This window comes from Microcoleus vaginatus FACHB-2002, assembly GCF_040004035.1.
Taxonomy (GTDB): Bacteria; Cyanobacteriota; Cyanobacteriia; order Cyanobacteriales; family Microcoleaceae; genus Microcoleus; species Microcoleus vaginatus_C.
This window is the reverse complement of the sequence record NZ_JAMPLN010000004.1, coordinates 78059-101368: the sequence shown is the minus strand read 5'-3', so window position 1 is coordinate 101368 and position 23310 is coordinate 78059. Positions and strand designations below refer to the sequence as shown.

General features: G+C 46.4%; 27 protein-coding genes. 15 read left to right on the top strand and 12 right to left on the bottom strand.

Annotated elements, in window-relative coordinates; all coding sequences use genetic code 11:
• Window positions 1–849: a Uma2 family endonuclease gene (locus tag NDI35_RS04880; RefSeq protein ID WP_445311727.1), complete on the top strand. Its 849-nt coding sequence runs from the start codon at window positions 1–3 to the stop codon at window positions 847–849.
• A gap of 12 nt (window positions 850–861) precedes the next feature.
• On the opposite strand, the gene NDI35_RS04875 is transcribed toward NDI35_RS04880, so the two are convergent.
• From NDI35_RS04875 to NDI35_RS04865, 3 genes are all read right to left on the bottom strand, one after another.
• Window positions 862–1668: an MOSC domain-containing protein gene (locus NDI35_RS04875; protein WP_445311726.1), complete on the bottom strand. Its 807-nt coding sequence runs from the start codon at window positions 1666–1668 to the stop codon at window positions 862–864.
• Window positions 1669–1784: 116 nt separating this feature from the next.
• Window positions 1785–2084 carry a putative quinol monooxygenase gene (locus tag NDI35_RS04870; RefSeq protein ID WP_190656699.1) on the bottom strand — a complete coding sequence of 100 codons (300 nt, stop codon included), beginning with the start codon at window positions 2082–2084 and terminating at the stop codon, window positions 1785–1787.
• A 237-nt stretch (window positions 2085–2321) separates the two neighbouring features.
• Window positions 2322–2999, bottom strand: a complete 678-nt coding sequence (locus NDI35_RS04865; protein WP_333059019.1) for a hypothetical protein — start codon at window positions 2997–2999, stop codon at window positions 2322–2324.
• A gap of 143 nt (window positions 3000–3142) precedes the next feature.
• Here NDI35_RS04865 and NDI35_RS04860 point away from each other — a divergent pair, with 143 nt between their 5' ends.
• Complete coding sequence (locus NDI35_RS04860) at window positions 3143–3622, top strand: hypothetical protein (protein ID WP_445311725.1); 480 nt, start codon at window positions 3143–3145, stop codon at window positions 3620–3622.
• A 132-nt stretch (window positions 3623–3754) separates the two neighbouring features.
• Here the strand turns inward: NDI35_RS04860 and NDI35_RS04855 are convergent, their stop codons facing one another.
• Window positions 3755–4258 carry a hypothetical protein gene (locus tag NDI35_RS04855; RefSeq protein ID WP_445311724.1) on the bottom strand — a complete coding sequence of 168 codons (504 nt, stop codon included), beginning with the start codon at window positions 4256–4258 and terminating at the stop codon, window positions 3755–3757.
• A 445-nt stretch (window positions 4259–4703) separates the two neighbouring features.
• Here NDI35_RS04855 and aroA point away from each other — a divergent pair, with 445 nt between their 5' ends.
• Window positions 4704–6059, top strand: a complete 1356-nt coding sequence (gene aroA / locus NDI35_RS04850; protein WP_445311723.1) for a 3-phosphoshikimate 1-carboxyvinyltransferase — start codon at window positions 4704–4706, stop codon at window positions 6057–6059.
• A gap of 141 nt (window positions 6060–6200) precedes the next feature.
• Here aroA and NDI35_RS04845 read toward each other — a convergent pair whose 3' ends face one another.
• Window positions 6201–6638: a CAAD domain-containing protein gene (locus NDI35_RS04845; protein WP_445311722.1), complete on the bottom strand. Its 438-nt coding sequence runs from the start codon at window positions 6636–6638 to the stop codon at window positions 6201–6203.
• A 196-nt stretch (window positions 6639–6834) separates the two neighbouring features.
• Window positions 6835–7842 (bottom strand): 2-hydroxyacid dehydrogenase, encoded by a 1008-nt coding sequence (locus NDI35_RS04840; protein ID WP_445311721.1) that lies wholly within the window; start codon window positions 7840–7842, stop codon window positions 6835–6837.
• Window positions 7843–8086: 244 nt separating this feature from the next.
• Between NDI35_RS04840 and NDI35_RS04835 the strand changes: the two genes are divergently transcribed.
• Window positions 8087–9091: an ion transporter gene (locus NDI35_RS04835; RefSeq protein ID WP_445311720.1), complete on the top strand. Its 1005-nt coding sequence runs from the start codon at window positions 8087–8089 to the stop codon at window positions 9089–9091.
• A 112-nt stretch (window positions 9092–9203) separates the two neighbouring features.
• Here NDI35_RS04835 and NDI35_RS04830 read toward each other — a convergent pair whose 3' ends face one another.
• The 3 genes from NDI35_RS04830 to NDI35_RS04820 form a co-directional block, all read right to left on the bottom strand.
• The gene (locus tag NDI35_RS04830; protein WP_445311719.1) at window positions 9204–9938 is read right to left on the bottom strand and encodes an energy-coupling factor ABC transporter ATP-binding protein; all 735 of its coding nucleotides are present in this window, start codon (window positions 9936–9938) and stop codon (window positions 9204–9206) included.
• Window positions 9939–10073: 135 nt separating this feature from the next.
• Window positions 10074–10730, bottom strand: a complete 657-nt coding sequence (locus tag NDI35_RS04825; RefSeq protein ID WP_445311718.1) for an energy-coupling factor transporter transmembrane component T family protein — start codon at window positions 10728–10730, stop codon at window positions 10074–10076.
• The gene (locus tag NDI35_RS04820) at window positions 10723–11652 is read right to left on the bottom strand and encodes an energy-coupling factor ABC transporter permease (RefSeq protein WP_445311717.1); all 930 of its coding nucleotides are present in this window, start codon (window positions 11650–11652) and stop codon (window positions 10723–10725) included. The genes NDI35_RS04825 and NDI35_RS04820 overlap by 8 nt, the downstream gene beginning before the upstream one ends.
• A 2-nt stretch (window positions 11653–11654) precedes the next feature.
• Here NDI35_RS04820 and NDI35_RS04815 point away from each other — a divergent pair, with 2 nt between their 5' ends.
• Window positions 11655–11786, top strand: coding sequence for a hypothetical protein (locus NDI35_RS04815; protein ID WP_333367076.1), 132 nt, complete (start codon window positions 11655–11657; stop codon window positions 11784–11786).
• A gap of 369 nt (window positions 11787–12155) precedes the next feature.
• Here NDI35_RS04815 and NDI35_RS04810 read toward each other — a convergent pair whose 3' ends face one another.
• The gene (locus NDI35_RS04810) at window positions 12156–12374 is read right to left on the bottom strand and encodes a hypothetical protein (RefSeq protein WP_445311716.1); all 219 of its coding nucleotides are present in this window, start codon (window positions 12372–12374) and stop codon (window positions 12156–12158) included.
• 135 nt (window positions 12375–12509) lie between these two features.
• Here NDI35_RS04810 and NDI35_RS04805 point away from each other — a divergent pair, with 135 nt between their 5' ends.
• The 7 genes from NDI35_RS04805 (at window position 12510) to NDI35_RS04775 (ending at window position 17843) form a co-directional block, all read left to right on the top strand.
• Complete coding sequence (locus NDI35_RS04805) at window positions 12510–12962, top strand: hypothetical protein (RefSeq protein ID WP_445311715.1); 453 nt, start codon at window positions 12510–12512, stop codon at window positions 12960–12962.
• Window positions 12963–13078: 116 nt separating this feature from the next.
• Entirely contained in the window at window positions 13079–13513 is a 435-nt protein-coding gene (locus tag NDI35_RS04800) for a ferritin-like domain-containing protein (protein WP_333102835.1), read from the top strand.
• A gap of 101 nt (window positions 13514–13614) precedes the next feature.
• Window positions 13615–14577: an FTR1 family iron permease gene (locus tag NDI35_RS04795; RefSeq protein ID WP_445311714.1), complete on the top strand. Its 963-nt coding sequence runs from the start codon at window positions 13615–13617 to the stop codon at window positions 14575–14577.
• A 440-nt stretch (window positions 14578–15017) separates the two neighbouring features.
• A complete protein-coding gene (rpaA, locus tag NDI35_RS04790; RefSeq protein ID WP_333237403.1) occupies window positions 15018–15755 on the top strand; it encodes a two component system response regulator RpaA in 738 nt (245 codons plus the stop codon).
• Between the two features lie 549 nt (window positions 15756–16304).
• Window positions 16305–16691, top strand: coding sequence for a hypothetical protein (locus tag NDI35_RS04785; RefSeq protein WP_445311887.1), 387 nt, complete (start codon window positions 16305–16307; stop codon window positions 16689–16691).
• Window positions 16692–16712: 21 nt separating this feature from the next.
• Window positions 16713–16841: a hypothetical protein gene (locus tag NDI35_RS04780; protein WP_445311713.1), complete on the top strand. Its 129-nt coding sequence runs from the start codon at window positions 16713–16715 to the stop codon at window positions 16839–16841.
• A 486-nt stretch (window positions 16842–17327) separates the two neighbouring features.
• A complete protein-coding gene (locus NDI35_RS04775) occupies window positions 17328–17843 on the top strand; it encodes a Fur family transcriptional regulator (RefSeq protein ID WP_333175001.1) in 516 nt (171 codons plus the stop codon).
• Between the two features lie 250 nt (window positions 17844–18093).
• Here the strand turns inward: NDI35_RS04775 and NDI35_RS04770 are convergent, their stop codons facing one another.
• Window positions 18094–18945: an Npun_R2479 family HD domain-containing metalloprotein gene (locus tag NDI35_RS04770; protein WP_445311712.1), complete on the bottom strand. Its 852-nt coding sequence runs from the start codon at window positions 18943–18945 to the stop codon at window positions 18094–18096.
• A gap of 221 nt (window positions 18946–19166) precedes the next feature.
• Window positions 19167–19370 carry a hypothetical protein gene (locus NDI35_RS04765; RefSeq protein WP_445311711.1) on the bottom strand — a complete coding sequence of 68 codons (204 nt, stop codon included), beginning with the start codon at window positions 19368–19370 and terminating at the stop codon, window positions 19167–19169.
• A 455-nt stretch (window positions 19371–19825) separates the two neighbouring features.
• Between NDI35_RS04765 and rpsL the strand changes: the two genes are divergently transcribed.
• The 3 genes from rpsL to fusA all read left to right on the top strand — a co-directional run bounded on the left by rpsL (window position 19826) and on the right by fusA (window position 23240).
• Entirely contained in the window at window positions 19826–20206 is a 381-nt protein-coding gene (rpsL, locus tag NDI35_RS04760) for a 30S ribosomal protein S12 (protein ID WP_006632197.1), read from the top strand.
• Window positions 20207–20351: 145 nt separating this feature from the next.
• Window positions 20352–20822 carry a 30S ribosomal protein S7 gene (rpsG, locus tag NDI35_RS04755; protein ID WP_006632196.1) on the top strand — a complete coding sequence of 157 codons (471 nt, stop codon included), beginning with the start codon at window positions 20352–20354 and terminating at the stop codon, window positions 20820–20822.
• A 345-nt stretch (window positions 20823–21167) separates the two neighbouring features.
• Window positions 21168–23240, top strand: a complete 2073-nt coding sequence (fusA, locus tag NDI35_RS04750) for an elongation factor G (RefSeq protein WP_445311710.1) — start codon at window positions 21168–21170, stop codon at window positions 23238–23240.
• Window positions 23241–23310: the final 70 nt, after the last annotated feature.

Sequence of the window (23310 nt, the reverse complement as noted above, 5' to 3'; positions counted from 1 at the left end):
ATGACCCCGGCAACCGAAAAGATTGTCCTTCCCTCTCCCTTCCCCGACCACACGAAACTGCCAGAGGAAGATGGCACTTTCGTGAAGAATTTTCAGGAGCATCCCCAGAGCATTATTTTGACTGATTCTATCGGGTCGGTATTGCAAGAGCTTCATCCCGATGGGCAATATGCTATAGGGCAAGACTGCGGCATCTATTGGCGAGAAACAGACCCGCTTGAAAAGGGAGCGGAAGCTCCTGATTGGTTCTACGTGCCGAATGTGCCACCAACACTAGGAAATCAGATCCGTCGCTCTTACGTGCTGTGGCGGGAATTCATGGCTCCGATGATTGCTTTGGAGTTCGCATCAGGAGATGGTTCAGAAGAGCGGGACACAACGCCACTATCGTACTCGGAAGTCGAATCGGCGCCAAGACCTGGGAAGTTTTGGGTATATGAGCGGATCATGCGGATTCCGTTTTATGGCATCTATGAGATCAATAGTGGCAGGCTGGAGGTTTACAACCTGAACAATGGGTTTTACCAGCAGTTGCTTCCGAACGATCGCGGTCATTATCCGAGCGCGCCAATGGGCGTAGAATTAGGACTGTGGGAAGGCAGTTATCAAAACCAGACAATGCTGTGGCTGAGGTGGTGGGACAGCGAGGGCAATTTGCTGCTGACAGGTACAGAACGAGCTGCTGTCGAACAGCAAAGAGCTTCCTTAGCAGAGCAGGCTTTGACGGCAGAAGCCCAAGCGCGGCGGGATGCCATCCCTCGGTTGTTGGCAATGGGATTGAATACACAGCAAGTGGCAGAAGCACTGGGTTTATCAGTAGAGGAAGTTAGGCAGCATTCACAATCTTAATGTTGGTTTTTATTAATAAGAAGTCAAAACATCGCCGATTTTAACTGTGCCGCTGTTGATAATTTTGGCTAACACTCCCGTTTGTGCGTGACCGAATTCCTTTTGGAGTAAACTGAGTAGGGAAATATCCCGATCGCCCGTTTCTGGATTCACTTCTATATTGACACAGCGACCGATTCGTGCTGTAACTTCTATGCGCGCCGTGCCTAATTGAAACTGTTTTCCGATCAACTCAAATTCTGACCAAGCTGCCATACCTTCTAGCACAATGTTCGGGCGAAATCGGCCCACGTCAATGTTTTGAAGAGCGATTTCTGTTAATTGGTCTAATGTGGCTTGACTGAGTAAAGAGATGTGTACGGGTTCTCGATCGGGATAACGAGTTTCGCCGCTGGTATCGCCGACTAATTGCAAAGGTGCAAACTGCGGGTGTCTCGCTTCTTTTGTGGGTTCAGTTGCTGCCAAATATTCTGTGAAAAAACTGCCGATGCGATCGCGCCCCGCTGCTGTGTTTGTTTCTGCGGATAACACTTCAACTCCTTGACGCTTGACTGTTAAAACCGTCGTTTCCGGTTGATAATGACATTCCAAAGCTGCTAACAGAGGCCAATCGTTTTGGACAGCAAAATTTTTTTTGCTCATCCAAGGCACATTGTCTGCCGGCATTTTTGCAGCTTCAAGATTATCTGCAAACATTAAGGCAAAAGCTCGATCGCCCTTAATTCCGTGTCCTGCTGTTAAAGCAAACTCCGACATTTCTTGCGGTGTCAGCCCTTTAATTGGATAAATAAATAACTGTTTTATTGTTGCAGACATCATAAATTTTAGGAAGTTACTACACTTTTAAATCTCAATCTTATCCCCCCTTCGTAAGGGGGGCTAGGGGGGTAGAAGCTATTTCACCAACCCTTAATAAAATTGCTCTAAAAACCGGATTAAGCTAGCAATTCATAGCGGCGGATATCTGGAGGCCCAACGGCCAAACCGTCTAATTTCTGCACTGCGTCTTGAATGTGAGTTGAACCGAGATGTAGTTCCAACAAATCTGCACTTTCCCACTCTTCAACGAAGGTAAAATCTGTGGGATCGGCTTGATTTTGCAGGAGTTCGTATTTGATGCAGCCTTTTTCTTTGCGAGTGGGCTCCATAATGCTCAGCAGCAGAGATTTAAGTTCTGCTACTTTGTCGGGAAAGGCAGCGAGGCGGGCGACTACTCGCAAGGTTGTTTTGGACATAGGAGAAAAAAGTCAGAGATAGGACGATCGAATTTACCGATTTTTATTTGGCAAACTCAACTATAGAGGATTTTACTTAAAATAACCTACACAGGTCGATCGGTCAACGGCAGTAAAATCAGTGCTGGACGCGCTCAAGTCTCAGAAACCGGGTTTCTTCCCAAATTCTTCGTTAGCAACCGCAGAGCGTCGTATAAACGGGGTTTATTGATATATTTTGGTCTATACCGGAGGCACTCAATCTTTGGGATAAAATCGCTTGTTTTCTGTAGAATATTCCCAGGCGATTGCCTCCGGGTCTTTTTCGCGGCTCCACTGAGCAAACTCCGGCTTAAGTTTCCACTTGCCGATCGTAGTTGCGTGAACTTTGAACCTGCGGGAGAGTTCCGTCTGGGTAAAAGAGATTTTGGGTTTTTCAGGAGTCTTGGTTTGAGCAATGGGGAATAAATTTGGTTTTTTATCTTGTGCTTTTTCCCGATTTGTGGGAGGCTCTTGAACAGCTATTCCCGCATTAGCTGTTTCGCTTTGATTGACAGGTGGAGCTATTTGAAAATAATACAAAATTCCGCCTTGTTCTGTCACTTCAAAATCCGCTGCAAACTCAGAGGCTCGTTCGTCGAGATACTCTTGAACCTTTTCTCCGGGGAGTTTTGCATTCATCGCCAAATCCAAAGCCGTAACTCGCCCTTGATTTTCCTTGATTAACTTGTAGAAAACCGAGTCTAAATGAGCGAGTTTGTGTTTTTGTTGCTGCTGGTAGAGCCTCCAGGCCCAAGCAATGCCCGCTGTGGTGGCGATCGCCCAAAACATCGTTCCCGACTCGAAACTGGCAACCGCCGTCAAGGAAATAGGCAAAAGCAGGGTAAGATATCCCCAAATGCTTCCCTTCTTTAGGTTATTGCTGTTTTTGACCATAGTTCCTAAACAGGTACGTAGTTTAGCTTAGTAGAGCGTGTCTGAATGCTGCGAAAGTTGTTCGACAGTCGATATATCGGCTAATCGCTGACGCACTCTACTACACCATCCCAGAATCTACTTTTTTTTGCAACCGAGGGTTCATGTACTTTTTTCGCAAACAGATTGCCATCCTGCTGATAGTTGTTGCTTGCTGTATGCTGACGATTAGTTGCAGCGATAGCCGAGCTGTCCAGTGTACTAAATTTACTGAAATTGTCAACAAAGGCAACGCTCTCATTGATGTTGATAAAGACAGCAACGATGCTGCAACGACCGACAATTTAGCTAAAAATTTGAACCTGATAGCGAATGAACTTGAGGATCTGCGAATAACAGATCCAACCCTCAAAGAAATTCAGCAGCCATCGGTTAAATCCTTCCAGGAAATTAGTCAAGCACTCGGCGACATAAGCAAAAGTCTTCAGGCTGGCAATCTCGCTTCTACAAGTATAGAAGGTCGAGAGCAAATCCAAACAGCTCAAGCAGATATTATTAGAGCAGGCCAACAGGCAAATCAAGCAGCCGCAAATCAAGACGCTTTGACTAGCAAACTGATTAATTATTGTAAGAGCGATCGCTAAAGGCTAAGAGTTTTGAGTTTTGAGATGGCCACGCGAACCCCAAAAACCCACGGGGGGTGAATGAATTTGAGGAATGCGTCGCCTTCACCTACTCTCTACCCCTTTGCAATTAACCCTTTCCAATTACCCAATTTAGTGATGAATTTCTAGATTCAAAATATAGCGACCGAGTTGTACTTTCTCCGACCACAACTCGTATTCTAACTGCAAGTGTTCCGGTTCCGGCTTTCCTGTCAGCGTCAAGTTGCGGGTGAAGTTGCGAAGTCGCAACTGTTCGGGAGTAGCCAGCGATTCGCCCTGAAGCCAATAACGGCTCAGGCCGTACATTCCTCGTTCCCAGCAGTGGCGGTAACTGTATTTGCCGTTTCCTTGCATGGTCATAATGACTCGATAGGGCGAAACTTCTAGCCAGAGCAACCGGGGTTTTGTAGTTGGGGGCAAGATTGTAACTTGCTCGGCAGATTCGTCGGAACCGTCGGAAAATTGGCGATCGATTATTGCTGGTTCGTGCAACAACAAGTGAAAGCGATCGCGGTCTTTTTGATAAACCGTAGCAGCGGTTTCAACGAATGACCACAAAGGTAAATCTGTGGATACCAGCGATAAACTTACAGGCTTGCGGTGATGGGTCAGCATAAATAAAAGTTTAGGAGTTGTGGTGAATTGGGCGGTTTGAGATTTGAGATTTTAGGCTTTATATTTTATATTTTAGATTTGCTGGGTTCCAAATTCCGGAGCTTTTGCTTAAAAAAATGAAAAACCTACAACTCGCAATCGAAAATATAAAATTGTTCAGTCAAAATTCAATTATCTGGTCGATAACTGATAGCAGGAAATGAAATCTAGGCAGATACACGGATAATATTTGTGAAATTAATGTGAAATTAAAGTGAAATCCGTGCCGTTGCGCCCGCTCTCTATTGTCGCTGACAACTGACAGCGCACTGTCCCGGAGAGTTTAATCAGCCTTGGAGTTAACCGGACACATTGGGAAAAAACCCGCAGGCCGTACAAAAGACGACTAACTTAGGACTGGGAAAAAGGTAGGATAGCTAACGCCATCCAATCCTAGTTTATCTCAATGCAAGCTGACATTATAACTACTACGCTCCTTGACAAAAGCCAAACTTTAAGCATTCAAAAACCGGCCTCGGGCTTGTCGCTGGTGGGGAGGATTCGAGTTCCGGGCGATAAGTCGATTTCTCACCGAGCTTTGATGTTGGGTGCGATCGCCCACGGTGAAACGACAATTGAGGGATTGCTGCTAGGAGAAGACCCCCGCAGCACCGCTAAATGTTTCTCGCTCCTGGGAGCAAAAGTTTCTGAACTCAACGCGGAACGGGTGACAGTCACGGGCGTCGGAATTGGCGAGTTAGAGGAGCCTGTAGAAGTCTTGGACGCGGGTAATTCCGGCACGACGATGCGGCTGATGTTGGGAATTTTAGCGTCTCATCCGGGGCGTTTTTATGCGGTAACGGGTGACAGTTCTCTGCGATCGCGCCCCATGTCGCGCGTCATTAAACCGCTGCAACAAATGGGAGCGCAAATTTGGGGCCGAAAAAGTAATTCTTTAGCTCCCTTAGCGATACTGGGACAGCAGTTAAAACCGATTCACTACCATTCTCCGATCGCCTCGGCTCAAGTTAAATCTTGCATATTGCTGGCCGGTTTGATGGCGGAGGGAGACACTACAGTCACAGAACCCGCTCTGTCGCGGGATCACAGCGAGCGAATGCTGCGAGCGTTTGGAGCCCTATTGAGCGTCGATCCAGAAACTTGTAGCGTGACAGTTACTGGGCCGACACAACTGCAAGGGCAGAATGTGATTGTACCGGGGGATATTAGTTCGGCGGCATTTTGGCTAGTTGCTGGGGCGATCGTTCCGGGTTCCGAGCTCGTAGTCGAAAATGTCGGCGTCAACCCAACTCGTACAGGCATTTTGGAAGCTTTGGAAATGATGGGCGCCGACATTGAACTGCAAAATCAGCGAGAGGCGGCTGGGGAACCTGTAGCGGATATTTTGGTTCGCAGTTCCGGCCAATTGCGGGGATGCACCATTGCTGGCGACTTAATTCCCCGACTGATTGACGAAATCCCGATTTTGGCAGTAGCGGCAATCTTTGCATCGGGTACTACAATAATTCGAGATGCGGCGGAGTTGCGAGTCAAAGAGAGCGATCGGCTGGCCGTGACTGCTGCCGAACTCAACCGCATGGGAGCCAAAATTTCCGAGTTACCCGACGGTTTAGAAATTACCGGGGGAACTCCTTTGACCGGCGCGGATGTTGACAGCTACACCGACCACAGAATAGCGATGAGTTTGGCGATCGCAGCGCTCAACGCCACAGGTATTACTAACATTCACCGAGCAGAAGCTGCTGCCATTTCCTACCCCGACTTTACCGCCACTTTGCAACAAGTTTGCCATCCAAATTGAGAGGGGGAGAGCCGGAGAGCGGGAGATTGGGAGAGCCAGGAGTGCGAGATCGGGAGAGGGGAGAGTGGGAAAAATCTTCTTTATTCATTCTTTCTTCTTCATTCTTCCTTCTTCCCTCTTCCTTCTTCCTTCTTCCTTCGTTTAAGAATCTTTGCCTACAACTTGTTCTTTTAAAGAATCAATTTCCGTTAACAACTCTTGGCGATCAGAAGCCTTGAGCAGATAGCGGTAAACAAACCAACCCGTATATCCCATCCCTATCAACTCAAAAACGGGAGCTACCAAAGGGACATCATTAAGAGCACCTAAAACTCCCAGCATTACCTTAATACTAATACCGCCTGCCAGAATTAAACCAACAGTTATGAGGGGCTTTTGGTAGTCAGCAAAAAAATTAGAGAGATAGGCTGGAAGTTCCGACAAAATTGTAATAACTTGGTCTTTAATATCTTGGAACTGGCTGGCGGTTGTTTCCGGGGTTGTCACTGTAGTCATGACCCCCGGTTTGTCCTCCACCAGATCTACTGTCACGACTTCAGTGATTGTTTGTGTCTCGTCCGAAAAGTTAGCTTGTGTCATTGAATACTTCCTCCGTTGTCAGGTAAAATTGCAGGCTGTGAATTGCTGCCAGTATAATTCTCCGGCAATTAGCACAGCATCCGCGCTGCAGGGACTAATTGATGAGACTAAGGCAGAGTTTCACAAATTGCAAGCAAAAATAACGATATGACTTGATTTTAAACAATTGCCTTCGCTGCCAAATCGGTCTTTTGACTCATTTTTTCACTTGATCGAGGTCGATTTGATTCGGGCAAGGGCGTCCTTGTTCAAAGTCGGTGATATTGCCGATCGTGGTTTCGGCGATATTTTTCAAAGCTTCCTCGGTGAAGAAAGCTTGGTGTCCGGTAATCAGGACGTTGGGGAAAGTCAGCAAACGCTGAAATACGTCGTCTTGAATGACGTGATTTGACAAATCCTCAAAAAACAGATCCGTCTCTTGTTCGTACACATCTAAGCCGAGGTAGCCAATTATACCAGACTTCAGTCCTTTGGTAACAGCTTTAGTGTCAATCAACTGACCGCGGCTGGTATTGATCAGCATCATCCCCGGTTTCATTTGCTCGATCGCCTCTGCACCGATTAAATGGTAAGTTTCCGGTATCAGCGGACAGTGGAGGCTGACAATATCAGAGGTGGCGAACAGTTCCGGAAGTGCGACGTATTCCATGCCTAGGGCGAGGCAATCTGGGTTTTGGTAAACATCGTATGCCAGCAGGCGACACCCGAATCCGTGCAGAATTTGGGCAGTAATTGCGCCAATTCTCCCTGTTCCGACGATTCCCACCGTTTTGCCGTGGAGGTCAAAACCCAACAAGCCATCTAGGGCGAAATTGCCTTCGCGGACGCGGTTGTAGGCCCGATGGATTCTGCGGTTGAGGGACAAAATCAGAGCGACTGCGTGTTCGGCCACTGCGTAGGGAGAATAAGCCGGAACTCGGAGGAGAGTTAGATCTAAATCCTTCGCTGCTGCTAAATCGACGTGATTGAATCCGGCAGATCTCAGGGCCAGCAAGCGGACGCCTTTTTCGGCAATGCTAAGCAGCGTTTTCGCGTCCAAGGAGTCGTTCACGAACGCGCAGACTGCCGGAAATCCCGCAGCCAAAACGCTGGTTTCCAGGTTCAGACGCGGTTCAAAAAAAACTAAATCGTGTTTGCCGCCGACATTCGCTGCTTCCAGAAATGTGCGATCGTAGGATTTGGTGCTGAATACGGCTACCTTCATGATTTTTGCCTGCAAACCCAGTAATAGTTGGAAATTCTTTCCAGATCAACTCTAAATTTTACTAGAACGCCGTTGCCCCAAACAACCCACTTTCCCTGAGAAATATTGAATTTCTTAACAAGAGCCTCTCTGAAGAAGCCCATTTTTTAGCTTTAGGGCAACTCCTGCTTAATTTTTTGAATTTAATTGCTTATACTGTAGTCAACCGCGAGCGTTAATTGCTAAGTTTTTAGGACAAACTCAGATGCGTAAAACAATCAAAACTATAATTTATGAAATTTTAGAAACCTCAGATTCCAGCAATTTATACAGTTTAGCAGATGATGTTGTCATAACTTGTTTAATTCTGATCAACGTCGCCGCTTTTATTGCTTCTACTTCGCCCCGATTGTCGCCAGAACACACATCGCTTTTGGCAAACATCGAAATTGTTTCCTCCTTAGTATTTACCATAGAATATATTTTGAGGCTGTGGGTGTCTACAGTCGATCGCAGATACAGCCACCCGCTTTGGGGAAGATTAAAATATGCTCTTACACCGCTAAGTTTGATAGATTTAATTTCGATCTTACCTTTTTACTTTTTGCTGTTATTTCCTAGCTTAAATTTCGTTAACTTAATTCGTGTTCTGCGCTTGTTGCGCTTGCTAAAAATGAGCCGTTATTCAGAGTCAGTCAGAACTCTGGGAGCAGTATTGTACGCTAAAAAAGAGGAGTTAATTGCCACTGCATTTGCAGTTTTTATTTTGTTAATATTTGCCTCTAGCATCATGTATTTTGTTGAATACGAGGCACATCCCAAAGCTTTTGGCAGCATCCCCGATGCAATGTGGTGGGGAGTTGTGACATTAACTACTGTTGGTTACGGCGATATTTATCCAATCACTCCTTTAGGGAAATTGTTAGGAGCCATGTTAGCGTTTTTGGGAATCGGAATTTTTGCGTTACCTGCAGGGATAATTGCTGGGGGTTTTTCTGAGGAACTACAAAAGAGAAAGCAGGAAAAAAGGGCTGAAAATTTAGAGGAATTTGCGAATTGTCAATCGGTCAAAATGGGAGCCGAAATCGAGGCTACTTTTGAAGAAAAGCAAAAGGCGATCGCACTGCACGTTGAAAGTTCATCAGCCTTGATGAAAATGTGTGTTCAAATGGCCAAACAGAAGTTAGGAAGTGAGTTTAAAAATGAACAAATTCTGCGCGATTTAGCTATTCATCTGTACAATGAAGCTGTCCGCAAGTTCGAGCTTTAATTACAGATATATATTGCCGGTAATTTCTACCCAATCATTACCATAATGAGCCAGTAAAGCAATCGTGGTTAGTTATCACTGCTTTATGTAATGACTACTGACCAATAGTTAATTACCAATCTGGCGGCAAATTGTAATATTCTAGAGTAGATGTGTCTGCCAGCAAATCTTGGGTTTTTCTGTCAATTTTAATCTCACCATCCGCTAAAACTAAAGCCCTTTGAGTCGTTTTACCGATCCAATTCAAATTATGAGAAGCGATCAAAATTACCTCTATCGGCAATTGGGACAAAACCTTAGCCAAGTGACGCCGCCACGAGGGATCGAGTCCGTTGGTCGGCTCGTCTAAGATTAAAATTGCCGGCTCTAATGCTAAAATTGCTGCCAAGGCTGCTAATCTTCTTTGGCCTCCCGAAAGTTCGTGGGCCGAACGGTTGGCAAATTCTACTAAACCAAATTCGTCTAATAGGGCTAAAGCTCGATCGCGCGCCACTCCCGGCGGCACTCCGTAATTGCGGGGGCCGAACATGACATCCTCTAAAATAGTCGGCATAAATAGCTGGTCGTTAGCATCTTGAAAGCAAAATCCAATCTGCCTGCGCGCCTGGGATAACGTCGCCTCTTCCAACTTTTTTCCCTGCACTCTAATCTCGCCCGCTTGAGGCATTTTTAATCCGATCAAGTTTTCGAGCAAAGTGCTTTTACCAGCACCTGTAAGGCCGAGTAGAGCAACTCTTTCTCCCGGTTGCAAAGTAAAAGAAATTCCCCGCAATATTGGCTTTTGATCGGGATATCCGAATACTAAATTTTCTACTTCTATTGTTGGCACGGATTTGAGTTGAGTCAATTTTTATTTGCCTCGATTTTAGGATTAAGAGTATTTAACCGCAGAGAGCACAGAGGGCGCAGAGAGGGGAAGGGATAAGGCAAAAGGTAGAGGCATGAATTAATCAATTACCAATTACCAATTGCCCCTTCCAAATTACCACTTACCATAAGAAGCTATTGTTAATCCGGCTGCTATTAACATTGCTACTGTCAGCCAAAGTCGCTCTTTTGGTGTTGATTTTGAGTCAGCAGGTAAAGCTCCTTTATAGCCGCGAATTAGCATGGCTGCGTGTACTCTTTCTGCCCGATCGAGACTTCGCAAATAAAGCGCTCCGATCATGGAAGCACTGGCGTAACGCAGCCATCCTCCGGTACCGGACAAGCCCCGGAGTTGGGCTGATATTTTCATGCGGTTGACTTCGGCCAGCAGGATTTCTAAGTATTGTCCTGTTAAAAGTACAATCTCTTGCAAAGCTGCTGGTAGGGGTAATCCTTTGAGGGCGATTCCGAAACTGTGGGGTGGCAAAGTTAGCAGAAAACTGTTCATAATTAGCAGGCAAATTAGGGAACGCAGCAACAGAAAACTAGCGCGTTCCCAACCTTGCGGCAGGACTAATAAGGAGAGAAAAAGCAATTCTGCTCCCAACAGTTGCGCTAGGGTTCGCACCGGAGCCCTGAGCCAAAACGACCAAAAAAGTGCGATCGCCCCATAAATTCCCAGCCACAGCCAAGCGCCTGTCTTCAGAAAACCCATGCCAATCACAATTGTGAGAGACACTCGCAATCGAAAAGGTATGGAGAGTTTAGACATCTTTAGGTTTTACCACCAACTGAGCAATCCCAAAAGCCGCGCCGAAGCTGAATGCAGACCCTAAAAGTCCAGCAATGCTAGTACCAATCGGCTGTTCTTCTAATCCTTTAACTGTGTAATCTGCTAAAGGAGTGGGATTTTCGATCGCCACAGCTTCTTTATCTTTAAAGCCGTATTTTTCGGCTACCGCTTCTAACCCGTCAGGCCAACTTGAAGCAAACAGCGAAAGCACCCCCGAAATTAATAAAACTCCGATTACTGGCACTACCCATTTCTGCAATTGCGGCTGTTCTCCCGGCAGTAAATCCGGCCGCACTTTGACGAGATAAGTTAAAACGCCGCCTGTAATTATCCCTTCGCCAATTCCAATTAAAATATGTACGCCTACCATTGCTGGCAATGCGATATTGAGCCCTACAGTACCAGAAATTGCCAATTGGATCGCCACACTAATCGAAGCAGCCACGACGCTGAGGGCGGCTGCAATCCCCGCAGCTAGTGGCAAACGGTTTCTGGAACCTCCCAAAAGTTGCTGCAATGGCTGCAACAGCCACCAGCCCACCCAAATGCCAACTAGCCCCATGTTAAAAATATTGGCTCCCAAGGCGGTGATGCCCCCGTCGGCAAACAAGACGCTTTGAATTATAAAAACTGTGCTCATCGCTAAAGTTGCCGCCCAAGGGTTCCCCAAAACGACGGATGCGAGCGCCCCTCCTAATAAGTGGCCGCTGGTACCGCCGGCGACGGGAAAGTTGATCATCTGGGCTGCAAACACGAAAGCTGTGGTTAAGCCCATGATTGGGGCTTGTCGGAGTCCCAGACTGGCGCGGGTTCGATTCAGGGCAACTGCGATTGCTGCTGCGCTTGCTATGCCGGTGGCAATGGCTACTGGCGGTGAAAGAAAACCATCAGGTATGTGCATTGATGTATCCAAACGAGAGAACTTGCAACTCTTTAGTCAACTATTTTTTACAAAAATTTAAAACCCCCTCTGGGGGCATTAATGCGATCGAGCGATCGGGGGATTGGTGGCGGGCGATCGCTTATTGGATATAGATTAGCGCCTCATGGGCAGAATTTCGAGGATGAGAAATTTTACATTAAATAATCCTGAAGAATTATTCGGATAACCGACCACCCGCACATTCAAGCTTTTTGATAAGAATTATCAATGTTTGTTTACAGATTCAACTGCAAAATGTATTTACCATCAAGCTCAAGCAAGAATTTAAAAAAAATATCAAGAAAAAACTGAAAATCCCTAATTGGTTTTATTCCCACTCTTGAGAATAGCTTACATTAAATTTTTGACCGAAAGCATCCAGGATAGAAGCCCCGGATTCATCCGTCCAGAAATAAAAAACCTGTATCCGATGAAACTTGCCCCCCGAATTTATCCGTGGGGTCAATGCTTTAATCTAAAATCTAAAATCTAAAATCTAAAATCGATTGACTTTTCCCATCGTAATGTGGCGCGTTAGGGAGCATCTCATATTTGTAAAAACACTTCTTCTGGCTCCTTCCTTCTGACTCTTCCCTCCTGCCTCGCAGCAAGAGAGCCTCAAAACTCCAATTTTTAGCTTGGCTGCTTTCATTGAGATGCTCCGGCGCGTTAGCCAAAAAGAAAAGTTTCGCGGTTTTCATCTCAAGTCTTTGACAATCGAGGGGCAAAATCCCGCTAATGCTGTTGCTTAGGGGGTGCCCTAACCAGCTATTGCGAGTAAGAGTGCGCTTCCGGCTGCAAATAATTCTAGTTTAGCTGTTGACAACCCCAAAAATTTGCCTGAAAAGTCTCCAGACGTTGTACCTTTCACTAATACCTCTACTGAAACGGCTATGGCGAGTAGCCCTACAGATAAGACTTTCCAAGCTGTACCTGTATCAGCAGGCCAGCAGCAAGTTCAGGCGGTGGATGGCACAAATCAGACAGCAGAAATTACGGCTGGCGTAAAACTAGATGAGTTAGCTCTGAAAGTCTACGATCGCATAAATCAGAGTTGGCAAACTAGCCCTACGTTCAATCAAAATCTAGTCTATCCAGTCAGTACAAGTCAAGATGGGGCGATCGACAATTTCCAGCCTCTCAATCAACCAGCCAAGGATTACACCCAAGAAAGTGCTTTGCCAAATCTGCTGAAATCTTCCGAAACTAGCAGCAGTAACAGTGCAGCACCAGTCGCTAAGTTTACTGTAGTGTTTGCTCATACGGGAACCTTAAAAGTTAACCCCTAACTCACATACAACATCTCTCCGGTAAGGCGTGCCATCAGCACCTTACTTTTCATTTTTAACTTAAATGTGATATTATAAACAGCGCCCTCTAAGGCATTCTACCTCTAAAACAACAAATGAAAGAACTTGACGAGAAAAAAACCCAGGAACTGCTATGCACCATCATGGAATGGGAACTTGCAGGTGTCGTGCGCTATACCCACTATTCACTAATGGTGACAGGGCCAAACCGGATTCCCATCGTGCAGTTTTTTAAAGCACAAGCTACGGAATCTCTACTCCACGCCCAACAAGCAGGAGAAATTCTCACCGGGTTAGAGGGGCATCCCAGTCAGAAAATTGCTCCCATCGAAGAAACCTACAAACACTCGGTGAAAGACTTGTTAGAAGAAAGTTTAAATCACGAGAAAAAAGCCCTCAAAAAGTATAAATCTTTACTTGATGTCGTGACAGACTCCAGCGTTTATTTGGAAGAATATGCCCGTAATCTAATTGGACAAGAAGAATTGCACCAAGTAGAACTGAAAAAAATGCTGCGGGATTATAGTTGATTTAATCATTAGTTAGTTGTTATTGGCTATTGGTTATTGGTTATTGGTTATTTCCAATGACCAATGACCGATGCCTCATGCCCATGCCATGATTATAAAAAATGAATTTTAGTGAAGCTATACCAACTTTTGTAATTACCCTGCGCGAAGGCGTAGAAGCCGCCTTAGTCATCGGAATTGTACTAGCTTGCCTCAAAAAAGCCGAGCAAAGTCACCTCAATTCTTGGGTTTATGCAGGTGTCGCAGCCGGCATTGCTGCTAGCGGTTTTGTAGGTGTTCTATTTAATGGATTGCTCGCAGCACTATCCACATCGGAGCAGCCTTACGCACCAGTCATTAAACAGCTATTAGAGGGTGTGTTGGGCCTTGTGGCGATCGCAATGCTAAGCTGGATGCTAATTTGGATGACTCAGCAAGCGCGCTTTCTCAAAGCTGAAGTTGAAGGAGCAGTTACAGCAGCTTTAACAGAAAATAGCAATGCCGGCTGGGGCGTATTTGGTTTAATTTTTATTGCGGTACTGCGCGAAGGTTTTGAAACAGTTATATTTGTCAGCGCTCAGTTTCAACAAGGTTTGAGTCCCGCTTTGGGAGCTTTGGGCGGTTTGACTGGGGCGGCAATCATTGGCGCGCTACTGTTCAAGTGGGGTGTCAAAATTGATATCCGCCTGTTTTTCAAGTTTATGGGCATTTTGTTGCTGTTAATCGTGGCAGGTTTGGCAGTATCTGCACTCAAACATTTTGACCAAGCCGCTGGGATTTTGTCCCAGATGAATAGCAAGTATGCAGCGATTTGTGTTTATTACGATCGCCTCGCACCAGTCCACTCTTGTATTTTAGGGCCTATGGTGTGGAATGCAGCGGAAATTTTGCCCGATCGGGAATTCCCGGGAGTCGTTCTCAAAGCACTATTTGGATACAGAGATCGACTTTATCTCGTCCAAGCAGCCGCTTACACAATATTCTTAGCCACCATCGGCAGTCTTTATTTCCAAAAACTACGCTCTAAGGCGACTGTTCCCAACAAAAATACTCAGCCAGAAGGATCGCAAACTCGCCCTCAGTAGGTATGTAAGCGGTTGTTATCGGTTGTTTTGCGGATGGCAGGGCGAGAAAAAAATTAGCCCCACAGGCAACAATTTGATCAAAAATTTTATAAGCAAAATTAACTAACTTCAAAAATTTACAGTTAACGGTTAACAGGGTTATGCAAAACGCGGACTACCGTTAGGGCTACCCTGTGAAGCCCCAGGCGCACCCTGCAAAAGTTAAGGCGGCTGTTGCCGACCCAAAATCTGCCCCCAGCAAGATTTTTGCCCAACAGTTTTCTGATAAGCGCTCTTAGGGCTTATAATTAGTACAAGAATATTTACAGAGTCCCGAAAGTTCTTAATCAACCTTATAATCCTTAATGAAGCTTAAAATTAAAAAATTGTTCGTTAAAGTTACCTGGAACCCCCAGAAGGCTGTAGGATCTGCCATTCGGTTAGCGGTGAGATAAATAATGATGCCCCGGATACTTGTTATTGATGATGACGCGGCGATCGCCGAACTCGTAGCCGTCAACCTAGAAATGGCTGGCTACGAAGTCACCCAGGCAGAAGACGGCATCAAAGGTCAGGCACTAGCCATACAACTGCTCCCCGACCTGATCATGCTAGACCTCATGCTGCCTAGAGTAGACGGATTCACCGTATGTCAGCGTTTGCGGCGTGACGAGCGCACCTCAGACATTCCCGTCTTGATGTTGACAGCCTTAAGTCAAACTCAAGATAAAGTAGAAGGCTTCAACTCCGGCGCCGACGACTACCTGACCAAACCATTTGAACTAGAAGAGATGCTAGCCCGAGTGCGAGCTCTACTAAGGCGCACAGACCGCATCCCCCAAGCTGCCAAACACTCCGAAATCCTGAATTACGGCCCGCTGACCCTTGTCCCCGAAAGGTTTGAAGCTGTTTGGTACGATCACACAGTCAAACTGACCCACCTAGAGTTTGAGTTGCTGCACTGCTTGCTTCAGCGCCACGGTCAGACAGTCTCTCCCAGCGAAATTCTCAAAGAAGTGTGGGGTTACGACCCCGACGACGACATCGAAACTATTCGTGTACACATCAGACACCTGAGAACCAAGATGGAACCCGATCCCCGCCATCCTCGGTACATCAAAACCGTATACGGGGCTGGTTATTGCCTGGAGTTGCCCAACAACGAGCAAGTAGCTGAAGAAACCAAATCCTCTGCTTGAACTAGCGCGCCAGATGCCACAAGCAGTTAAAAATCCCGCTAGAAAAGCCTGAGAGCAAATGCTCTCAGGCTTGGTTGTTTGGAGTTTGAGAGGAATATGTCAACAAGTAGGCATTAACTCTCTTGATTCGGAAAAAAACAATGCCGCACCCCCCTCTAACCGTACTTTTAGAGAAGCTTGTCCATAGGAAAGTACCGGATTTCTTTTTCCACCTTGTCTTTTCCGAGAGGATTGGATAGCTACTTAAACAATACTCTAGCCATAATACTCTTTAATAATATTATTTATCAATAAATTTAGAGGTATTCCTTTAGCTGCTATTTTTGCTAACGAGAAGGCAAACTCCGCTCAAGCGCCAAAAACAGTCATAATCCTGATATAGGGAGGTTTTTTCCTACTGATTTACATACCTGAGCTTAAATCATTGAAAATTTTTCTCAAATACCCCTTGACGAAACTACTAAAATTGTTGATTATCTATATCAATAACCTGCGATCGCTTAAAACTCCCCTGACATCTTTCTCAAGAGGTAAATGGCCGTGACCAGCATGGCAAAAAAATCCTTCCCAGCCGAAGGAAAATTATTTCCCTGGTGGGTCGGCAACGCCCGCTTAATCAACTTTTCCGGCCGTTTGCTCGGTAGCCACGTCGCCCACGCCGGCCTCATCGTCTTCTGGGCGGGAGCCTATACCCTATTAGAGGTTTCTCGCTTTAACCCAGAATTGCCCATGGACGAACAAGGCTTACTCGTGTTGCCAAACCTAGCCAGACTCGGCTTGGGCGGGGGTGCGGGAGGCAAAATTGCCGATACTGATCGGTATTTCGCCGTTAGGGCGATTCACCTAATCAGCTCAGCCTTTCTAGGCTTCGGTGGCATCTTTCACTCGCTCAAATGGCAAGCCACCCTCGAAGCAAGAACTTCTTTCTTTGGCTAAACATGGGAAGACGCAGACAAAATGACCACATTCTTTGGCATCCGCCTAGTTTTGCTGGGTGTCGCTACCTTCTTGTTGGTACCCAAAGCATCGATGGTGCAATTCCTATTTTTTACCTACAAACGCCGTTCAGATTTCGGTCAACCTTGAGACAATAACCGTATGACTGTCTTTTTCTAAAATTTATGTATCGCCACTTTGATTGTTTTTGTGGAGTCTGTCCGTAACATTGCCAGAACGAGTGCATCAAATCAAGCGCTTGTATCCAATTCCTTGTTATTGGGATTGTTTTACTAACGACTACCGCCTCACATTTACAGTGCGCCCGTGCGTTGCTTGTACTGAAGATGCGATCGGTTGCACTGGCTTTGAGCCTAACATTTGTTTTACCAATGCTGATCGGCAACATTGCTAGAAACTTCACAAAAATTACCCATAAATACCAAAAACTACTTTTTCAGTACCACTTTTACCAAGGGGGATAGATTGCTAGCAGATTACCCTTAACTAAAGGGGAAGTCGAGAATTAGATGGATTATCACGGGAAATACACTTTAGGAGAATCTAAAAAAGAGCGCGAATAAATAACAGATAATCCACTAGAAGCCTCGTTCCAAGTTTTTTATTTTTGGCGACATGAATTTATACAGTGCTAACTCACTCAAAGTCGAACTAAACCAGAGAGGTTGCCGCCTGACTCCCCAGCGAGAAACTATTTTGAGTGTCTTTCAAAATCTGCCACAAGGCAATCATTTAAGTGCGGAAGAGTTATACAGGACCTTACAGAATAAAGGAGAACGAATAGGCTTGTCTACTGTCTACCGAACCCTGCATTTATTAGCAAGAATTGGAATTTTGCGTGAATTAGAATTAGCAGAAGGGCACAAACATTACGAACTGAATTTTCCCGAATTGCACAACCACCACCATCTGGTTTGCATTCAGTGTCACAAAACCTTTGAATTTAGCGATGAATCCATTTTAAGAATTGGCAAAAAGCAAGTTGAAAAAGCTGGGGTCGAACTGCTTGACTGTCAATTAACTGTGCGAGCTGTTTGTTTGGAAGCGCTGCGGGAGGGATGGCCTTCTTTGGTGCCGAGCAATTGGTTGTGTCCCAGATATCATTCAGAAGTTGATGAGGAAATTAGTTGATTGGGATGAAATACACTTAGGTAATGGGGAAGTGGTAATGGGTCATTGGTAATTGGTCACTCTTGAACTCCGGTAGGGCAATAGCGTTGCAAGGAATGATAGCGAAGTGATTCTTAGGAAAGCAATCTCACGGATTCAAAACTCCTTCTGCTTAATAGCATGGGAAGGAAGGCTAAGGAATGTTAGCGAAGAATTATTAGAAAAGCAATGTCACGCCTTCAACAATTGTCGCCTTTCCCTTCGCCTTCCGTCAAGCAACCTCAGAATCGCCACGTTGGTGTTCCATCCGAAATATGTTAGCGTACAAACTAGCAACAATCTGTTTACCTTCCTGCGTCAACTGCAAGTAACCTAGAGATTCACTGATGTGAGGATAAATGCCGCTCCAGTAAAACTTAGAGTAGCTTTGCAGCAAATCGCCCGGATGTCGATAGCCCAAAAGTTTAGTAGCACCGCTTTCTTCCAACTCGTAAAACAGCGCGCCAATTTTCTGCAAATATTGGGGGTTGCTGAGCTGACCTATCAAGTCAGCACCGCGCACTAAACTAGAGTAATTAACTGCATCCTCATCAGTGTTACCGTCAAGCACCGAGAAACGAGTCTGTTCTATGTTCTGCTTAATTATCTCCGCATTAATTAGCTTGTGGTTGCCGAAGCGCTCGTCAATGAACAATTTAGCTCTGTCAACTCGGTAAGGAGCTAAGCTAGCCGCTGTTGCACCGGGAGCAAGTGCAATTCTCATGCCATCTTTTCCTGTAGCATACAATCCTTCTGATTCTTGGTCTTGCCGGCAAACTCCTTTGACATATCCGATGTCTTGGCACAGCAAAGAAATGATGAAGTGCAGCCAATCTTCGCAGGAAACTCCGCCCTTGCGAATGTGTTTTCCCCGCAAGATTTCTTGACCGACTAAGCTAATGCAAATGGCGTGTTCTACATTGTGATAAAGAGCATCGCTGTTGGCGATATTTTCTAACGCCATTGCCCCCACCCAGGCAATAATGTCAGCATAGTCTGATTTATAGCCTCCGTAAGTGCGGCTGTACCCGTTCTGAAGTTGTTCGATGAAAGCCTCGATCAGCAGTTCTGTAGAATTAAACATACCCTGTCCTTTTACCTTAATATTTCCTTTTAAGTTAAGAGCGGTGCATCTATATGGGGAGTCCTCTAATTTTGAGGAGATTTTAGCTCACAACTCATGCACCCCGTGTGCGTTGTGCTCTGTGGGTGGCAGGTGGGTGGTAATCTCAAAACTCATTGACGCAGCTACGCCCGGGGAGTCACGAAGCAATCTCGCGCCCTGACTCAAAACTCCCAAGCAACTCAGTCCATCACTGACACCCATCCCCGCCGTACTGCATACAGCAGCCTGCTGACAATTTTTCGCTCCTCTGAACTTTTTAAACTGTGAGAATTAATTGCGTATTGAATTTGCTGGAACTGATCCCGATCGATCTTACCGGATTTCCAAATGTTCAAGTAAAGTTCGGAAATTTTATATTCAGGAATATAAGCTTTGGTTGTCATCTGCCGTCAACTCAATGTATATTTCTTATTATCCGGCAATTTTAGATAACTTTATGTGATGTTGATCCGCTATAGACTGTGATGCGATCGCAGCCTGGAGTTAATGCGCCTCTCCTAATAATCGTAATTCGATCGAAAAAGCGCGATATTGCGATCGTCATAAATTTTGCTGACGGCTGTGAAAATCATCAGAGTTGCGCCTAAATTATAGGATGTCACATACCATTCGCCCGTTGCGCTCGCCCCCTCCCAACTTGCAGCAAGGAATGAAGTTTGAGCGCGGGTCGCGCAAATTTCTTGCCAAAGAAACTCGCGTCGTGTACAATATAGAGTCTGGTATCCTCACTTACCCATAATTATTTTCATTCATCCCGTCCCCCCAGAGGGGAAGGGACTTTCAGTGCGGATACAGCCAAATCACTATATTCAGCAAAAAGCTAGAAATGCCGTAACTCATGCCCACTATTCAGCAACTCATCCGTTCAGCACGGGAACAAACGCAGAAAAAAACCAAATCGCCAGCTCTCAAGAGTTGCCCCCAGCGCCGCGGAGTTTGCACCAGAGTGTACACGACCACCCCGAAAAAACCCAACTCGGCGCTGCGGAAGGTGGCTCGGGTACGGCTGACCTCTGGTTTTGAAGTCACCGCCTACATCCCTGGGATCGGTCACAACTTGCAAGAACACTCGGTAGTAATGATCCGGGGCGGTCGGGTAAAAGATTTGCCCGGAGTTAGATACCACATCATTCGGGGTACATTAGACACCGCTGGGGTGAAAGACCGCAAGCAGGGTCGTTCCAAATACGGGGCCAAGCGTCCTAAAGAGAAAAAATAACACGGAACTCGCCCGATCGTCGGGGTTGGGAAGCAAAAATAAATCCGATCGCGCCGAGCAATTGCACGCTCGATCGTCATAAATCGAGATGTGATCCCAAAACCCCAAACTCAATCATTCAAAATCAAACATCCCAAATAGAACTATGTCTCGCCGCACAGTTATTCAAAAACGTCCAGTTCCACCAGATCCAACCTACAACAGCCGGTTGGTAAGCATGATGGTGAGACGGATCATGCAGCACGGCAAAAAATCCGTTGCCTCCAGCATCGTCTACGACGCCCTCAAAACCATCCAAGAACGCACAGGGGCTGAACCGTTAGACTTGTTTGAAAAAGCAGTCAAAAACGCGACACCCCTGGTCGAAGTCAAAGCCCGCCGGGTAGGTGGCGCCACCTACCAAGTGCCGATGGAAGTGCGTTCCGATCGCGGTACTACCCTCGCCCTCCGCTGGCTGATCAGATTTGCCCGCGCCCGCACCGGCCGCTCGATGGCAGCCAAGCTAGCCAACGAACTGATGGATGCAGCTAACGAAACAGGGAGTGCTATTCGCAAGCGCGAAGAAACTCACCGCATGGCTGAAGCTAACAAGGCTTTTGCTCACTACCGCTACTAACTGCAACATCGGGCATGGAGAAGAGCGCGATCGTGCGGTATAAAAGCATCGGGTGACAAATTGAAAAGTGTAAGTTTTGAGTGTTGAGATTGCTTCTCTTGGCGCAGTTGCGATTCGTGAAGCAAACTCAAAACTCTCAAAATCAAAATTCATGCACTCAAAATTCATGCACTCTCTGAATCCTCCATGTCGCATCCTTAATATTTTTGTAAACAAATCTTGCAAAAAATATTAAAATGTAACAATAAGCTCCAAAGACTTTTGTAAGTCACTGGGGAGTGCAAAATAGGGTTACTGTGTAGTATAATAGTATTATAACAGCAACACAAGATTAAGGAGGTAGCTGTGGCACGTACCGTCCCGCTAGAAAAAACTCGCAACATCGGCATCGCAGCCCACATAGACGCGGGCAAAACAACAACAACTGAAAGAATTCTGTTCTATTCAGGCATGGTTCACAAAATGGGTGAAGTGCACGAGGGAACAGCAGTCACTGACTGGATGGAGCAAGAGCGGGAGCGGGGAATTACGATTACTGCCGCTGCTATCACCACCAGTTGGAAAGATTACAAAATCAACATCATCGACACTCCCGGACACGTAGACTTCACGATCGAAGTCGAACGCTCGATGCGAGTGCTCGACGGAGTGATCGCAGTGTTCTGCTCGGTAGGGGGAGTGCAACCGCAATCCGAAACAGTGTGGCGACAAGCCGATCGGTACAAAGTACCGCGGATCGTGTTCGTCAACAAAATGGATCGGATGGGCGCAAACTTCTACAAAGTCTACGGCCAAATTCGCGATCGAATGAGAGCGAACGCCGTACCCATCCAAATCCCGATCGGTAGTGAAGAAAACTTCCGGGGAATTGTAGACTTAGTGCACATGAAAGCCTATATCTACAACAACGACACGGGAACCGACATCGAGGAAGTAGAAATCCCTGATGAAGTAAAGGATCAAGCCCTAGAATACCGCACCAAGCTGATCGAGTCGGTAGCAGAAACCAACGACGCCCTCACCGAGAAATACCTCGAAGGCGAAGAGTTAACGGAAGACGAAATCCGCTTGGCCCTGCGTCACGGCACTGTCGAAGGTACGATCGTCCCAATGTTGTGCGGTTCGGCATTCAAAAACAAAGGCGTTCAGTTGTTGTTGGATGCAGTCATCGACTATCTGCCCTCGCCCTTGGAAGTTCCTCCAATTCAAGGACTCCTGCCCAACGGCGACACAGCAGAGCGGTTTGCCGACGACAACGCCCCGCTGTCAGCCCTGGCATTCAAAATCATGGCTGACCCCTACGGCCGCCTGACCTTTGTTCGCGTCTACTCCGGTATCCTCAAAAAAGGAACCTACGTCCTGAACTCCACCAAAGACAAAAAAGAGCGGGTTTCTCGCCTAATTGTACTCAAAGCGGACGATCGGATAGAAGTTGAGGAACTGCGCGCAGGAGACTTGGGAGCAGCCTTGGGTTTGAAAGACACCTTCACCGGCGACACCCTCTGCGAAGAAGGAGCGCCAGTGATTCTGGAATCTCTGTTTATTCCAGAGCCAGTCATCTCGGTGGCTGTCGAACCCAAAACCAAACAAGACATGGAGAAGCTCTCCAAAGCCCTCCAGTCGCTCTCGGAAGAAGACCCTACCTTCCGAGTCAACGTTGACCCAGAAACCAACCAGACAGTCATCGCCGGTATGGGCGAACTGCACCTGGAAATCCTGGTTGACAGGATGCTGCGGGAATTCAAAGTAGAAGCGAACGTGGGTCAGCCACAAGTAGCCTACCGTGAAACCATTCGCAAATCCGTCCGCGCCGAAGGTAAATTTATCCGCCAGAGTGGCGGTAAAGGTCAGTACGGTCACGTCGTGATCGAACTAGAACCCACCGAAGTCGGAAGCGGCTTTGAATTTGTCTCCAAAATTGTTGGTGGCACTGTACCCAAAGAGTACATCGGCCCTGCAGAACAAGGGATGAAAGAAGCGTGCGAATCAGGTATTGTAGCAGGGTATCCCGTGATTGACCTCAAAGCTACTATGGTAGACGGGTCTTTCCACGACGTAGACTCCTCAGAAATGGCATTTAAGATCGCCGGTTCAATGGCGATCAAAGAAGCCGTGATGAAGGCGTCGCCAGTGCTGCTAGAGCCTATGATGAAAGTAGAGGTTGAAGTTCCCGAAGATTTCATCGGGAACGTCATCGGAGACCTCAACTCGCGTCGGGGTCAGATCGAAGGTCAAGAGACGGATCAGGGGATAGCCAAAGTTTCTGTAAAAGTTCCACTAGCAGAAATGTTTGGTTACGCCACAGACATCCGCTCGAAAACCCAAGGTCGAGGCATCTTCACAATGGAATTCAGCCATTACGAAGAAGTGCCGCGAAACGTGGCTGAAGCCATTATCGCTAAGAACAAAGGGAACTAATGATTTTAGATTTTAGATTTTGGATTTTGGATTGAATCCAAAGTCTAAAATCTAAAATGTTAAAATCTAA

What these genes read in the sequence shown, in the direction of transcription:
- NDI35_RS04880 (WP_445311727.1), top strand. Translation starts at nt 1, where the DNA reads ATGACCCCGGCAACCGAAAAGATTGTCCTTCCCTCTCCCTTCCCCGAC.
- NDI35_RS04875 (WP_445311726.1), bottom strand. Translation starts at nt 1,668, where the DNA reads ATGATGTCTGCAACAATAAAACAGTTATTTATTTATCCAATTAAAGGG.
- NDI35_RS04870 (WP_190656699.1), bottom strand. Translation starts at nt 2,084, where the DNA reads ATGTCCAAAACAACCTTGCGAGTAGTCGCCCGCCTCGCTGCCTTTCCC.
- NDI35_RS04865 (WP_333059019.1), bottom strand. Translation starts at nt 2,999, where the DNA reads ATGGTCAAAAACAGCAATAACCTAAAGAAGGGAAGCATTTGGGGATAT.
- NDI35_RS04860 (WP_445311725.1), top strand. Translation starts at nt 3,143, where the DNA reads ATGTACTTTTTTCGCAAACAGATTGCCATCCTGCTGATAGTTGTTGCT.
- NDI35_RS04855 (WP_445311724.1), bottom strand. Translation starts at nt 4,258, where the DNA reads ATGCTGACCCATCACCGCAAGCCTGTAAGTTTATCGCTGGTATCCACA.
- aroA (WP_445311723.1), top strand. Translation starts at nt 4,704, where the DNA reads ATGCAAGCTGACATTATAACTACTACGCTCCTTGACAAAAGCCAAACT.
- NDI35_RS04845 (WP_445311722.1), bottom strand. Translation starts at nt 6,638, where the DNA reads ATGACACAAGCTAACTTTTCGGACGAGACACAAACAATCACTGAAGTC.
- NDI35_RS04840 (WP_445311721.1), bottom strand. Translation starts at nt 7,842, where the DNA reads ATGAAGGTAGCCGTATTCAGCACCAAATCCTACGATCGCACATTTCTG.
- NDI35_RS04835 (WP_445311720.1), top strand. Translation starts at nt 8,087, where the DNA reads ATGCGTAAAACAATCAAAACTATAATTTATGAAATTTTAGAAACCTCA.
- NDI35_RS04825 (WP_445311718.1), bottom strand. Translation starts at nt 10,730, where the DNA reads ATGTCTAAACTCTCCATACCTTTTCGATTGCGAGTGTCTCTCACAATT.
- NDI35_RS04820 (WP_445311717.1), bottom strand. Translation starts at nt 11,652, where the DNA reads ATGCACATACCTGATGGTTTTCTTTCACCGCCAGTAGCCATTGCCACC.
- NDI35_RS04815 (WP_333367076.1), top strand. Translation starts at nt 11,655, where the DNA reads ATGTATCCAAACGAGAGAACTTGCAACTCTTTAGTCAACTATTTTTTA.
- NDI35_RS04810 (WP_445311716.1), bottom strand. Translation starts at nt 12,374, where the DNA reads ATGAAAACCGCGAAACTTTTCTTTTTGGCTAACGCGCCGGAGCATCTC.
- NDI35_RS04800 (WP_333102835.1), top strand. Translation starts at nt 13,079, where the DNA reads ATGAAAGAACTTGACGAGAAAAAAACCCAGGAACTGCTATGCACCATC.
- NDI35_RS04795 (WP_445311714.1), top strand. Translation starts at nt 13,615, where the DNA reads ATGAATTTTAGTGAAGCTATACCAACTTTTGTAATTACCCTGCGCGAA.
- rpaA (WP_333237403.1), top strand. Translation starts at nt 15,018, where the DNA reads ATGCCCCGGATACTTGTTATTGATGATGACGCGGCGATCGCCGAACTC.
- NDI35_RS04785 (WP_445311887.1), top strand. Translation starts at nt 16,305, where the DNA reads ATGGCAAAAAAATCCTTCCCAGCCGAAGGAAAATTATTTCCCTGGTGG.
- NDI35_RS04780 (WP_445311713.1), top strand. Translation starts at nt 16,713, where the DNA reads ATGACCACATTCTTTGGCATCCGCCTAGTTTTGCTGGGTGTCGCTACC.
- NDI35_RS04775 (WP_333175001.1), top strand. Translation starts at nt 17,328, where the DNA reads ATGAATTTATACAGTGCTAACTCACTCAAAGTCGAACTAAACCAGAGA.
- NDI35_RS04770 (WP_445311712.1), bottom strand. Translation starts at nt 18,945, where the DNA reads ATGTTTAATTCTACAGAACTGCTGATCGAGGCTTTCATCGAACAACTT.
- NDI35_RS04765 (WP_445311711.1), bottom strand. Translation starts at nt 19,370, where the DNA reads ATGACAACCAAAGCTTATATTCCTGAATATAAAATTTCCGAACTTTAC.
- rpsL (WP_006632197.1), top strand. Translation starts at nt 19,826, where the DNA reads ATGCCCACTATTCAGCAACTCATCCGTTCAGCACGGGAACAAACGCAG.
- rpsG (WP_006632196.1), top strand. Translation starts at nt 20,352, where the DNA reads ATGTCTCGCCGCACAGTTATTCAAAAACGTCCAGTTCCACCAGATCCA.